Raw genomic sequence first — 12019 nt, forward strand, 5'->3', positions numbered from 1 at the left:
CACCCCCGGTGGGCATCGCCCGCCGGGGGTGTTCTCATGTCCGCTCAGGACTCCAGCAGCGCGCGGGTGCGCTCACGCACCTCGGGGGTGTCCAGGCCGCGCACGGTCACGGTGGTGCGGCGACGCAGGGCGTCGTCGACGGTCACCGCCCACTCGTGGTCGCGGGCGAACACCACCTGCGCCCACACGTCCGGTCCGTCGGGGTGGATCCGCTCGCCCAGGGCCGGCTCGTCGCGCACCAGCGCGGCGATGTCCATGGCCAGGCTGCCGTAGTGCGAGGCCAGGTGCCGGGCGACCAGCGGGTCGAGCCGGGTGCCGGGCTCGCGGTCGGTGATCAGACGCTGGGCGACCGCGTCGGGGCTGGCCAGGCCGGGCAGCGGGACCGTCCGCAGCGGGTCGGCCATGTCCTCGCCCAGCGGGACCGAGGCCACCTTGCGCAGCTCCTCCAGGACCGTCCGGCCGATGTGCCGGTAGGTGGTCCACTTGCCGCCGGCCACCGAGAGCATGCCGCCCCGGCCCTGGGTGACCACGGTCTCCCGCTTGGCCGAACTGGTGTCGCCGGGTCCGCCGGGCAGCACGCGCAGGCCGGCGAAGGAGTAGGTCATGTGGTCGCGGTCGAGGTAAGGAGCGTCGATGCCCAGGGACGCCTCGGCCAGGATCTGGTCGATGTCGGTGGAGACCACGCCGACCTGGGCCGGGTCGCCCTCATAGGCCTCGTCCGTGGTGCCCAGCAGCAGGTGGCCCTCCCACGGGATGGCGAAGGACACGCGGTACTTGTCCACGGGGATGGTGAGCGCGGCGCTCCACGGCTCCGGGGTGCGCAGCACCAGGTGGGCGCCCTTGGACAGACGCACGCTGGGGTCGGCGCCCGGGTTCTCCATGCGACGCAGGTGGTCGACCCACGGGCCGGTCGCGTTGAGGACCAGCTTCGCGTCGATCCCGAACTCGTCTCCGGCGATCCGGTCGCGCAGGTCGGCTCCGGTGACCCGGCCGCGCGTGGTGCGCAGCGACCGGACCTCGGCGTGGTTGAGTACGACGGCGCCGGCGTCGACGGCGGCGCGCACCGTCATCACGGCCATGCGGCTGTCGTTCATCTGGTGGTCGCTGTAGGCGGCGACCGACTTCAGGCCGTCGGTGCGCAGGCCCGGGGCCAGGCGGGTGGCCTGGCGCGGGGAGAGCAGGCGTCCCATGCCGTCGCCGAACGCCGACAGGGCCGAGTACAGGAAGACCCCGGCGCCCATCTTGGCGGCGCCGTGCGGGCCGTCGGAGTAGATCGGTACGAGGAAGGGCCGGTGGTTGACCAGGTGCGGGGCGACGTCGGCGGCGAGTGCGCGACGTTCCTTGTGGTTCTCGGCGACCAGTTTCACGTTGCCGGTCTGGAGGTAGCGCAGCCCGCCGTGGACGAGCTTGGAGGAGGCGCTGGAGGTGGCTCCGGCGAAGTCGCCGGCGTCGACCATGGCGACCCTCAGGCCGGCCTGGGTGGCGGTCCAGGCGATGGAGGTGCCCAGGATGCCGCCGCCGATGACGAGGAGGTCGAAGGTGCCCCGCGTGAGTTCCTCGCGTGTGCGTGCCCGGATCACGGGGGCGTCGCTGCGGTGGATGCTGGCGGTCATGGCTGGTGCTCCGTCCGTAGGGGAGGGGTGGCGAGTGCCGCACGTACCTGAACGGACTCCACGTTTCAGGCTGGTGTCACCTGCATAATACGACAATGCCGAACGCCACCCAAGGTCGGCCGTGTGTTGGCGGCGGCCTGCCGGGCATGGGGGTGAACATCACCATCGAAGGTGGTGCGGATGTGACTCCAGAGAGCAGAGTGGTCTCAAGGTGTCACTGATGTTCGGCATTGTCGCATGGTGGAGGGGTCGAGAGGCTTCGTGAGAGGTCTCGTGCGGGTCGTATCGGGGAGAACGTCCGAAGTGTCCGACCGGGGCCGGGAATCCAGGGTTTTCGGAACGGGCCTTCCGCTTCCGCGAACGGATTCGCCTCCTGGACTCCGGGTTCTGCCGATCACCCCCTCGGAAGGGGTTCCCGGATCTACGATGAGCCCCATCATGGCCACTAGGTACTCACCCACGATCCGGCGCCGCCGTCTCTCCGCCGAACTCCGGAGGATCAGGCTCAAGGCCCGCAGGACCAGCGAAGAGGTCGCGGTCGCCGCCGGGATGTCCAGGTCCACCTACTCCAACATCGAGTCGGGGGTGAAGAAACGCCCGCGGGTCACCGAGGTCAAGGCGATCCTGGACGCCTGCGAGGTGCCGTCCGGACGAGAGTACGACGAGATCCTCGACCTGTGTCGACAATCCCTGGAGCGGGGGTGGTGGACCCGCTACCGCGACGTCCTGGCCCCGCGCTTCGTCGGCTTCGAGACCGAGGCGCGCGCGATCACCACCTGGCAGCCGATCATGATCCCCGGACTGCTCCAGGTGCCCGAGTACATGAGGGCCAACGCCCTGGCCTGTCTGGCCGGCCCTCAAGAGGTACGGCGGGCGATCGACGCCCGCATGACACGCCAGCGCATCCTGGAGGACCAGGACCCGCCCGAGCTGTGGGCCATCTTCGACGAGGGCTCCCTCCTGCGGCTGAAGGACCACCCCGAGACCAAACGCGCGCAGGTCGAACACCTGCTGAAGATGGTGAAGCGACCCAACATCACCGTGCAGATGACCCGGGCCGACAAACTCAACCCGGGCTCCGGCGGCTCCTGCGTGCTCCTGGAGTTCCCCGACACCATCGACCCCACCGTCGTCTACCTGGAGACCGCCACCGACGGCATCTACCTGGAGGAGCCCGACGAGGTGGCGCGCTACCAGAACCTGCTCAACCACCTGCGGCTGGTGGCGCTGCGGCCGGGGGAGACCGAGGAGTACCTGCGCGAGGTCCACCTGGACCCGTGAAGAGGTTCGGGAACGGTGCCGCGAACGCCGAAGGGGCGTCCGGCCACCGCCGGACGCCCCTTCGGACGAGGACCTGGTGCTCAGGCGCCGAAGTTGGTGAGCTTCCAGATGAAGGCGCCGATCACGCCGCCGATGATCGGACCCACGACCGGGATCCAGGCGTAGCCCCAGTCCGAGGAGCCCTTGCCCGGGATCGGCAGCAGCGCGTGCGCGATACGCGGACCCAGGTCACGTGCCGGGTTGATGGCGTACCCGGTGGGACCACCGAGGGACAGACCGATCGCGAGGATCAGCAGACCGACGATCAGCGGCGAGAAGCCCATGGCGAACAGCGCCGACAGGTCGGCGTCGCCGGCCGACACCGCGCCGGCGTTCTCGCCGATGCCGAGGATGCCCAGGAGCAGCATCGCGGTACCGATGATCTCCGTGGTCAGGTTGGCGATCGGGTTGCGCACGCCCGGCGCGGTGCTGAAGACGCCCAGCTTGGCCTCGGGGTCCTCGGTGGGCTTCCAGTGCGCGTAGTAGGCCAGGAAGACGAGGCAGGCGCCGACGAAGGCACCGGCCATCTGCGCGGCGATGTAGCCGGGCACCTGCGACCACGGGAACTCGCCGATGCTGGCCAGACCGATCGTGACGGCCGGGTTGATGTGGCCGCCGCTGATGGCGCCGACGACGTAGACGGCCATCGCGACCGCCATACCCCAGCCGAACGTCACCACGATCCAGCCCCCGTTGAGGGCCTTGGAGCGTGCCAGGGAGACACCGGCGACGACACCGCCGCCGAGAAGGATCAGGATCGCCGTTCCGAGGAACTCTGCCAGATAGACCATGGGGACCTCCGCCCCCTACGGGGCAGCCGGGTCACGGGTGGGCCCGTACCGCGAGCGGGGTCCGGTCGGGCCTCGCCGTCACGTGGACGTTGTCGGGCGCACCCGTCACGGGTGGACGGGATCGGGCACCCGTCGCGGGTGCCCCGAACCGTGTTCCGAGACCCCCGGTGGTCGTCCGGGAGCCCCGGGACACGGTCGTGTGCGGGGTGGTGGGGCGGCGGTTACGCCTGGTCCTCGTGCTCCACCCAGTCGAGGGTGCGGCGCACGGCCTTGTTCCAGTTGTGGTACTCGCGGTCGCGGACCTCGGCCGGCATCTTCGGGTTCCACTCGGCGGCCTTGTGCCAGTTGGCCCGCAGGGTCTCGATGTCGGGCCAGTAGCCCACGGCCAGACCGGCGGCGTAGGCGGCGCCCAGACAGGTGGTCTCGGCGACCATCGGCCGGACGACCTCGGCGTCGAGCACGTCGGACAGGATCTGCATGAGCAGGTTGTCCGCGGTCATGCCGCCGTCGACCTTGAGCGTGGTCAGGTCGATCCGAGCGTCGGCGTTCATCGCGTCGACGACCTCGCGGGTCTGCCAGGCCGAGGCCTCCAGGACCGCGCGGGCGATGTGGCCCTTGTTCACGTAGCCGGTCAGACCGGCGATGACGCCTCGGGCGTCGCTGCGCCAGTGCGGGGCGAACAGGCCGGAGAAGGCCGGGACGATGTAGCAGCCGCCGTTGTCGTCGACCGTGCGCGCCAGCGTCTCGATCTCCGGGGCGCTGCTGATCAGACCGAGGTTGTCGCGCAGCCACTGCACCAGCGAACCGGTGACCGCGATGGAGCCCTCCAGGGCGTACACGGCGGGGGCGTCGCCGATCTTGTAGCCCAGGGTGGTGAGGAGGCCGTTGTTGGAGGTGACGGGCTCGGTGCCGGTGTTCATCACCAGGAAGGTGCCGGTGCCGTAGGTGCCCTTGACGTCGCCCGGGTCGAAGCAGGTCTGGCCGAACAGCGCCGCGTGCTGGTCGCCGAGCGAGGAGGCGACCGGGACCCCGGCCAGGTAGCCGTTCGACTCGCCGTAGACCTCGGAGGAGGAACGGATCTCGGGGAGCAGGCTCCTCGGGATGTCCATGGCGGCCAGGATCTCCTCGTCCCAGGCCAGCGTCTCCAGGTTCATCAGCATGGTGCGGCTGGCGTTGGTCACGTCGGTGACGTGCCGGCCGGTCATCTTCCAGATGAGCCAGGTGTCCATGGTGCCGAACATCAGCTCGCCGCGGTCGGCGCGCTCGCGGACGCCCTCGACGTTGTCGAGCAGCCAGCGGATCTTGGGGCCGGAGAAGTAGGTGGCCAGCGGCAGGCCGCACTTGGCGCGGAAGCGGTCCTGGCCGCCCTCGGCGCCCAGTTCGCGGACCAGGTCGTCGGTGCGGGTGTCCTGCCAGACGATCGCGTTGTAGACGGGCTCGCCGGTCTCGCGGTCCCAGAGCAGGGTGGTCTCACGCTGGTTGGTGATACCGATGGCGGCGATCTGGTCGGGGGTGATGTCGCTCTTGCGGAGCGAGTCCTGCACCACCGCCTCGACGTTGGTCCAGATCTCCAGGGCATCGTGTTCGACCCACCCCGGCTTGGGGAAGATCTGTCGGTGCTCGCGTTGATCCACCGAGACGATGCGACCGTCCCGGTCGAAGAGGATGCAGCGACTCGACGTGGTTCCCTGGTCGATCGCGGCGACGTACTGCTGGCTCATCGGTCTCGCCTTCAGGTGACGTGTCTGGGGACGGGGGGTTGTACACAGCGTGGTGGGCGGTATTCACCGCACGATGTACGACATTGACGTATGAATAGGCGTTAGTTTCGACTGTTCTTCCTGTTCATGTCAAGAGCGTGTGACGCAATCGTGTCGCCTGGATCACACTCCCTTGGCCCACTGTCTCAAGGGAGTGCGGGCACGCGAAGAGCACCACTCCGGGCATGACCCCGAGGTGGTGCGGGTTTTGCGTCGACGAACCCTTCGGCGGAGGGTCAGTAGGGAGTGGCGCCGAGGTCGCGGGAGACGGCGCGGGCGGCGTCGCGCACGTACGAGACCTGCTCCATGTCGGGGTTCCCGGAGGCGTCGCGCAGCCGCTCGACCGCGCCGCGCACCCCGATCGCGCCCACGGTGACCCCGCGTCGGTCGCGGATCGGCGCGGCGATCGACACCTCGCCGTCGACCAGTTCCTCGGCCTCCCAGCCCCAGCCGTTCTCCCGGATCCCGTCCAGCTGCCGCTCCACGGCCGCCATCGACGTCACCGTGTGCCGGGTGAAGGAGGTGAGCTCCACGGGGGCGTCGGTCTCCACCGAGGAGACCTCCTCCGGGACCGCCAAGGGGTCGAAGGCCATCAGGACCTTGCCCAACGCCGTCGCGTGCAGGGGCAGCAGGGTGCCCACGTCCAGGGTCTGGCGGGTGGAGTCGGGGCGGAAGACGTGGTGCACCACCAGGACCTGGTGCTTGTGCAGTGTGCCGATCCGCACACTCTCACCGCTCCGGGAGGCGAGGGTGTCCGCCCAGTTCAGGGCGCGGGTGCGCAGTTCGTTGCCGTCCAGGTAACGGGTGCCCAGGCTCAGCATGCCCCCGCCCAACCGGTAGCGGCCCGACTCGGGGTCCTGTTCCACGAACCCCACGTGCTGGAGGGTGCGCAGGATGCCCAGGACCGTGCCCTTGGGCAGTTCCAGGGAGCGTGAGATCTCGGCCAGGCTCAGTCCCCGGGCGCCACTGGCCAGGAGCCGCAGGATCGCGGCGGCGCGTTCGATGGACTGGATTCTTCCCGGCATTGCGGTGCTACCACTCTCTAGTACGACAATGTCATACGCCAAATGCTACTACGCGATGTGACGCTCGACACCGATCGGATCCCGGGACCCACGCGCGTACGGCGAAGTCTACCGACGGGTCACCGCCCTGACCTGGGCTCTCGCCCGTCGTCACAACCGGGACACGGCACGGGTGATCGCCTCGGCGGCCTTCTCGACGTCGCTGTCGGTGACCTCCAGGCTCAGCACCATCCGGATCCGATCGCCGCCGCCCAGAGCGTGCACGCCCTCCTCGGCGAAGGCCTCCGCGTAACGCGCGGCCTCGCCCTCGGCGGTGGTCAGCAGCACCATGTTGGTCCTCGCCACCGCCTCCAGCCCCGGCAGACCGCTCAAACGCTCGGCCAACACGGCGGCCCGCGCGTGGTCCTCCGCCAACCGCTCCCGGTGGTGGCGCAGCGCGTGCAGGGCACCCGCCGCGATGATCCCCGCCTGGCGCATCCCCGCGCCCAACAGCTTGCGGCCCCGCCGGGCCCGACGGATCGTGTCCACGTCTCCCACCAGGGCCGACCCCACCGGGGCGCCCAGGCCCTTGGAGAAGCACACCGACACCGTGTCGAAGCCCTCCGCCACCCGGGCCGGGTCCACCCCCAGCTCGATGGCGGCGTTCCACAGCCGGGCCCCGTCCAGATGGGCGAGCAGACCGTGTTCATGGGCGAAGTCCGTCACCCGACGCTGCTCCTCCAGCGGCACGACCCGGCCGGTGAAGGTGTTCTCCAGCCACAACAACGCCGGGTCGGCCCGGTGCACGTCGCCCAGGCCGGTGATCCACTTCTCCAGCAGCTCCTGCGGCGGGAACGGATCGCCCGAGTACAGGCGGGGGAGCACACGGGACAGGACCACGGCCGCGCCCTGCTCGTCGCCGATCAGATGGTGGTGTTCGTGCGCCCACACCTCCTCGCCGCTGCGGGTCGACACGTACAGCCCCAACTGGTTGGCCATGTGGCCGGAGGGGACGTACAGGGCGGCCTCCCGGCCCAACAGGGCGGCCGTCTCCTCCTCCAGCGCGCGGACCGTGGGGTCCTCGCCCCACACGTCGTCGCCGACCTCCGCGCTCGCCATCGCCCGGCGCATCTCCTCGGTCGGGCGGGTCAGGGTGTCCGAACGCAGGTCGATCATGGGTGCTCCCGAGTGGTGAAGGGGACGTCGGCACGACGATACTGCGCGCGGGTCTCCGGACGGGAGGCCGGGAGGTCAGCCCTCGTCGGTGAGGAACGCCCAGGCGTCCTCCTGGTAGCCGCCCTGCTCCAGGTACCAGGAGTCCAGCTCACGGGTCGAATGGTCGCCCAGCGTCAGGAGGATCTCCCGGGCGAAGGCCAGCGGGGCGCTGGGGCCGGCCGTCAGCAGATCGCCGTCGGAGACCACCGGGTCGGCGCGGTATCGGTGCCCGCCCGCGTAGCCGGTGGCCAACAGTTCGGCGGGGTCGAGCCCCGTGTGGTCCCGGTAGTCCAACAGGCCCTCCCGGGCCAGGCCCACCGTGGCGGAGCCGATCGCCGCCACCGGGACCCCGGCGTCCAGGAAGATGCCCGCGGCCGAGGCCAGCGGGGCCAGCGAGTCGGGGGAGTCCTCCCACTGAGGGGAACCCACCAACAGGAGCATCGCGCTCTGGGAGGGCTTGAGCCGTGGCAGGGAGATATCGGGCAGGACGGTCAGACCGCCCGCCGTCGTCACCGCGGAGCCGGTGAGACCCACGGTGACGACATCACGGTGTCCGAACTCGTGCGGGCCCGGTCCCGTGCGCACGTGTGCGGTCGCGTGGCCGAACTGCCAGTCGGCCATCTGGTCATGGACGGCGAGGTGCAGGGGGGCGCGCAGGTCAGCGTTCATGGCATGAGGTTGGAGGGTGGGAGGCGGGGGTGTCAATTTACGGAAGCACGACTTCCGGAGTTCGCACCGGGGGCTTCCGGTTTTATTCGTCGTCGCCGCGAAAAAACCGTTCTGCCCGCCCGGAGACCGTGATGAACGAATGCCGGTGGGGGAGAGGGCGGTGGGACCCCTACCCGCGCGCGGCGCGCAGGAACACGGACCACTCGGCGGCGGGGAAGGGGAGATGGCCGGCGTCGGGGTGCCTGGAGTCGCGGATCGCTGCGGCGGAAGGGAGGTCGGCGACCTCGACACAGTTCTGGCCGGCTCCGCTGTGGCTGCTCTTGCGGAAGTCGGTGGGCAGGTGAGCTACTTCGACGCAGTCCTGGTCACGGCCGCTGTGGCTGCTCTTCCGGAAGTCCGTAGGCAGGTGAGCGACCTCCACACAATTCTGGCTGTGACCGCTGTAGCTGCTCTTCCGGAAGGCCGCCGGGATCTGAGCGACCTCCACACAGTTCGCGTCCTGGCCGCTGTAACTGCTCTTCCGGAAGACGAGTGCGCTGTTCGCCATGGGCTCTCCTCGGGCTTCAGGGGATTCACGACGCCTCGTACGGATCGGGCGGGGTGGGAACCCGGTCCTGAGGATCGCTGCGGCCATCTCCACTCTGATCGACCCGCGCGGCTTGTCAAGAGTGCGCGACGGCCACATCACCGTTGAGCCGACCCGGTGATGGCGGAGCGGAGGGGCGAGGGCACGGCAAGGACCCGGGTGGCCTGAGGGCGGTCACCCGGGTGGTCGAACGGCGGGGTCAGCGGGTGAGGGAGGTGGTGAGGAAGGCGGCCCACTCGGTGGTGGAGAAGGTGAGGTGGCCGTTCTCGGGGTGCTTGGAGTCCCGGATCGCGGCGGCGGAGGGGAGGTCGGCGACCTCGACGCAATCCTGCCCCCGGCCGCTGTAACTGCTCTTATGGAATTTGAGCCGGTGACTCATGTCTGCTTCTCCAGTGCTTGTGTGGCGTGGTGGATGAACTCGGCCGACCGGGAGGTGGACAACGCCACTCCTTGAACGTTACTGAAGGTCACGTTATAGGTGTCCAACTCTTCAGTGCTTTCCAGAAAGAGCCCTCTGGTCGCGGTCTCGACATACACGATGGGGGTGTCCCTCGGCTCGGGGAACTCGAGGATGGTGAAGGATCCTTCCATGCCCAGGTGTTCCCCCGCTTCGTAGGGCAATACCTGCACGTCGATGTTGTGCCGTACGGCCAGGTGGCCGAGGTGCTCCAACTGTTCCCGCATGATCTCGTGTCCTCCAATGAGTCGGTGGAGGGCGGCTTCGTCGATGACGGCGGTCATCCGCGGTGGATGGATCCGGTTGAGGATCTGCTGACGGGTCATGCGGGCTTCCACGAGCCGTTCGATGTTCTCTTCCGTGGTGGCCCTTCCTCCCCTGAAGATGGCGGCCGCGTAGCGCGGTGTCTGGAACAGGCCGGGGATCAGCTGTGATTGGAAGGTACGGATCGCCGAGGCCTCGGCCTCCCAATCGGGGAGCGCCCGTTCACCGAAGACGTCCTTGTACTTCGACCACCATCCCCGTTCCTTCGCTTCACGGGCGAGGCCGTACATGCCCTCGCGAGTCTCGGCGTCGACATCGTAGAAGTCGGCGAGCGCGTTGAGGTCGGTGTGTCGAAGCCGTCGAGCCTCAGCGGTCTCCATGCGCCCCAACGTGGATCTCGGGACACCGGCTCCTTTGGCCGCCGCATCCAGCGTGAGCCCGGATTCCTCGCGTAGCCCACGCAGTACCTGACCGAGGCGACGTCGGCGGATGTTGGGGCTCTTCTGCTCTTGGTTCATGCAGGGGGTTCCATTTCAGACAAAACGGGAGACTCATTGGAATCGCTTGACTCTTGGGATTCCCATTTTAAGATGAGAGTCAGTAGGAGGCCCATTCGGGGCTCCAACGTTGAACGCTATGACCGGCCCGTTCCGTGTGTCACGGGAACCGTGAATCCTCCAACGGGCATCTCGGCTTCACCCCCAACCGTGCTCTGCCATGTCAAGGAGTCTGTTCGTCATGCCTTCGCTCGTTCGTATGCCGGTCCTGCCCGAGGTGACCCTCCCGCTCAACGAGCTGGTCCACCCCTACCAGCGGCACTACTTCACCTGCCACGCCGATGACGCCTCCTACCGGATCCGCCGCTACGACTTCGGCCCCTCGGGGCGCTTCCTGCCGCTGGTCCGCGCCTACCTGAACACCCTGACCGCCCACCGCGACACCGAGTTCCGGTACCTGTTCACCCTGTTGGGCACCGAATTGGCCACCAACGCCCTCAAACACTCCGACTCCGGGCTGCCCGGCAACACCTACTCCCTGTTGGCCGAACGCCACCGGGACGGCATCACCCTCACCTGCCGGGACGACGGTGACCGCTCGCTCTGGCGCAGCCTCGACCGCCATGAACGCCGCTACCTGGCGCCCGACCCGGGTGGACTCGACCCCGAGAGCGACGCCGGACGCGGTCTGGCGATGGTCGACGCCCTGTCCACCCGCTGGGGTGACGACGGGCGTGCCGGCTACCGCAAGGTGTGGTTCTTCCTGGCCTACGACCTCCGGGACAGCGCTTGGAACCACCTCTAGCCACCGCTCTTGGCGTCGTGCGACCGGCGCGTGCATGAAAAAGGGCTCGGTAAGACGTTGCAGCGTCTTCCGAGCCCGAACGAACCCGAATTCCAACGCACACGCACATGTGTGAGAAAGCAGGATCGATGACGCATCCTATCCTCGCTCCGCGTATTCCGGCCGACCATCGACCGAACTTCTCGGCTCCTTCTGGGGCCTCGGGTCCGGCCTGCGCCTCCTGCGCGCACCGCACCTGCCGCACCCATCGGGCTCAGACCCTGCCTCGCCTGGGCGGACATCGTGCCGAGTTCGCGCACGAGCACGATCAGGCCGCCCGGATCCAGGCGCACCATCCGGGGGTGGTCGTCTGGTTCGGGGAGGCGACCCAGTCGTTCTGGGTGGCGACATCCACCGGGATGATGGAGGCCGAAACCCTCGACCATCTGTTGGCTCTGCTGTGGATCCGTCGGGGTCGCTCCGCCCGGGCCGCGTGAATCGAGGGTCGCCCTCGTGAAGCGCGAGGGCGACCCTCTCACCTTCTCGGCCCACCTGCCGGTTTCCCGTTCGGCTCAAATCGGACAAGAGGTAAATCTACGACATAAAGGTGATGTTCGTTTTCGTGTATCCCCGGAATGACCTCAGGAAATCGGCGTGGGCGATGTGAGCGTTCGGCCCCCGCGTGAGGGTCGAAAGCGCCAGTATGAGCCGTACGCATACGGCTGCCTCGTCCAGGGGGATCACATGAACAAGAGCGAGATCATCGACAACATCGCGGCCTCGGCCGACATACCCAAGGCCGTCGCCGGCAAGGCCTTGGACGCGTTCGTCGACTCGGTGACCGGGGCCCTCAAGGAGGGCGACGACGTGGTCCTCGTCGGCTTCGGCACCTTCAGCGTCAAGGAGCGCGCCGAGCGGACCGGCCGCAACCCCTCCACCGGGGAGAGCCTGAAGATCCCCGCGGCGAAGGTGCCCTCCTTCAAGGCGGGCAAGGGCCTCAAGGACGCCGTCAACTAGAGGGCGTACCCGTTCCCCGCACCCGTGGAGATGGCCCGATCG

At 68.6% G+C, this 12019-nt stretch carries 13 protein-coding genes and 1 pseudogene; 4 read left to right on the forward strand and 10 right to left on the reverse strand.

The genetic code is table 11. From position 1 onward, the window contains the following. Positions 1–44: 44 nt before the first annotated feature. A complete protein-coding gene (locus tag U9J66_RS11920) occupies positions 45–1613 on the reverse strand; it encodes a glycerol-3-phosphate dehydrogenase/oxidase (RefSeq protein ID WP_042282991.1) in 1569 nt (522 codons plus the stop codon). 426 nt (positions 1614–2039) lie between these two features. Between U9J66_RS11920 and U9J66_RS11925 the strand changes: the two genes are divergently transcribed. Beyond that, entirely contained in the window at positions 2040–2894 is an 855-nt protein-coding gene (locus U9J66_RS11925; protein ID WP_161110519.1) for a helix-turn-helix domain-containing protein, read from the forward strand. 80 nt (positions 2895–2974) lie between these two features. Here the strand turns inward: U9J66_RS11925 and U9J66_RS11930 are convergent, their stop codons facing one another. From U9J66_RS11930 to U9J66_RS11970, 9 genes and pseudogenes are all read right to left on the reverse strand, one after another. After that, positions 2975–3724 (reverse strand): MIP/aquaporin family protein, encoded by a 750-nt coding sequence (locus U9J66_RS11930; RefSeq protein ID WP_014908706.1) that lies wholly within the window; start codon positions 3722–3724, stop codon positions 2975–2977. Positions 3725–3945: 221 nt separating this feature from the next. After that, on the reverse strand, positions 3946–5445 hold the full coding sequence (gene glpK, locus U9J66_RS11935; protein WP_326337679.1) for a glycerol kinase GlpK: 1500 nt from the start codon (positions 5443–5445) through the stop codon (positions 3946–3948). Between the two features lie 275 nt (positions 5446–5720). Further along, positions 5721–6509, reverse strand: coding sequence for an IclR family transcriptional regulator (locus U9J66_RS11940; RefSeq protein WP_014908277.1), 789 nt, complete (start codon positions 6507–6509; stop codon positions 5721–5723). 150 nt (positions 6510–6659) lie between these two features. Continuing rightward, on the reverse strand, positions 6660–7664 hold the full coding sequence (locus U9J66_RS11945; RefSeq protein WP_326337680.1) for a threonine aldolase family protein: 1005 nt from the start codon (positions 7662–7664) through the stop codon (positions 6660–6662). A 75-nt stretch (positions 7665–7739) separates the two neighbouring features. Continuing rightward, positions 7740–8372 carry a DJ-1/PfpI family protein gene (locus U9J66_RS11950; protein ID WP_041561691.1) on the reverse strand — a complete coding sequence of 211 codons (633 nt, stop codon included), beginning with the start codon at positions 8370–8372 and terminating at the stop codon, positions 7740–7742. 169 nt (positions 8373–8541) lie between these two features. Beyond that, positions 8542–8778 (reverse strand): DUF397 domain-containing protein, encoded by a 237-nt coding sequence (locus tag U9J66_RS11955; protein WP_326337710.1) that lies wholly within the window; start codon positions 8776–8778, stop codon positions 8542–8544. Next, positions 8779–9057, reverse strand: a pseudogene (locus tag U9J66_RS11960) (DUF397 domain-containing protein); the annotation flags it as partial. A gap of 100 nt (positions 9058–9157) precedes the next feature. Continuing rightward, positions 9158–9337, reverse strand: coding sequence for a DUF397 domain-containing protein (locus U9J66_RS11965; protein WP_326337681.1), 180 nt, complete (start codon positions 9335–9337; stop codon positions 9158–9160). After that, positions 9334–10197: a helix-turn-helix domain-containing protein gene (locus U9J66_RS11970; protein ID WP_161110514.1), complete on the reverse strand. Its 864-nt coding sequence runs from the start codon at positions 10195–10197 to the stop codon at positions 9334–9336. Before U9J66_RS11970 ends, U9J66_RS11965 begins: the two co-directional genes overlap by 4 nt. Positions 10198–10417: 220 nt before the next feature. Between U9J66_RS11970 and U9J66_RS11975 the strand changes: the two genes are divergently transcribed. The 3 genes from U9J66_RS11975 (at position 10418) to U9J66_RS11985 (ending at position 11977) form a co-directional block, all read left to right on the forward strand. Beyond that, a complete protein-coding gene (locus U9J66_RS11975; RefSeq protein ID WP_326337682.1) occupies positions 10418–10981 on the forward strand; it encodes an ATP-binding protein in 564 nt (187 codons plus the stop codon). Between the two features lie 128 nt (positions 10982–11109). Continuing rightward, positions 11110–11457: a hypothetical protein gene (locus U9J66_RS11980; RefSeq protein WP_326337683.1), complete on the forward strand. Its 348-nt coding sequence runs from the start codon at positions 11110–11112 to the stop codon at positions 11455–11457. 166 nt (positions 11458–11623) lie between these two features. Next, positions 11624–11977 carry an HU family DNA-binding protein gene (locus tag U9J66_RS11985; RefSeq protein WP_326337684.1) on the forward strand — a complete coding sequence of 118 codons (354 nt, stop codon included), beginning with the start codon at positions 11624–11626 and terminating at the stop codon, positions 11975–11977. Positions 11978–12019 lie beyond the last annotated feature (42 nt).

The organism is Nocardiopsis sp. LDBS1602 (assembly GCF_035818715.1).
Classification (GTDB): Bacteria; Actinomycetota; Actinomycetes; order Streptosporangiales; family Streptosporangiaceae; genus Nocardiopsis; species Nocardiopsis alba.

Bases quoted from the DNA above. Each gene is read 5' to 3' on its own strand.
- U9J66_RS11930 (WP_014908706.1), bottom strand. From the start codon at position 3,724: ATGGTCTATCTGGCAGAGTTCCTCGGAACGGCGATCCTGATCCTTCTC.
- U9J66_RS11920 (WP_042282991.1), bottom strand. From the start codon at position 1,613: ATGACCGCCAGCATCCACCGCAGCGACGCCCCCGTGATCCGGGCACGC.
- U9J66_RS11940 (WP_014908277.1), bottom strand. From the start codon at position 6,509: ATGCCGGGAAGAATCCAGTCCATCGAACGCGCCGCCGCGATCCTGCGG.
- U9J66_RS11950 (WP_041561691.1), bottom strand. From the start codon at position 8,372: ATGAACGCTGACCTGCGCGCCCCCCTGCACCTCGCCGTCCATGACCAG.
- U9J66_RS11975 (WP_326337682.1), top strand. From the start codon at position 10,418: ATGCCTTCGCTCGTTCGTATGCCGGTCCTGCCCGAGGTGACCCTCCCG.
- U9J66_RS11980 (WP_326337683.1), top strand. From the start codon at position 11,110: ATGACGCATCCTATCCTCGCTCCGCGTATTCCGGCCGACCATCGACCG.
- U9J66_RS11925 (WP_161110519.1), top strand. From the start codon at position 2,040: ATGAGCCCCATCATGGCCACTAGGTACTCACCCACGATCCGGCGCCGC.
- U9J66_RS11970 (WP_161110514.1), bottom strand. From the start codon at position 10,197: ATGAACCAAGAGCAGAAGAGCCCCAACATCCGCCGACGTCGCCTCGGT.
- glpK (WP_326337679.1), bottom strand. From the start codon at position 5,445: ATGAGCCAGCAGTACGTCGCCGCGATCGACCAGGGAACCACGTCGAGT.
- U9J66_RS11945 (WP_326337680.1), bottom strand. From the start codon at position 7,664: ATGATCGACCTGCGTTCGGACACCCTGACCCGCCCGACCGAGGAGATG.
- U9J66_RS11965 (WP_326337681.1), bottom strand. From the start codon at position 9,337: ATGAGTCACCGGCTCAAATTCCATAAGAGCAGTTACAGCGGCCGGGGG.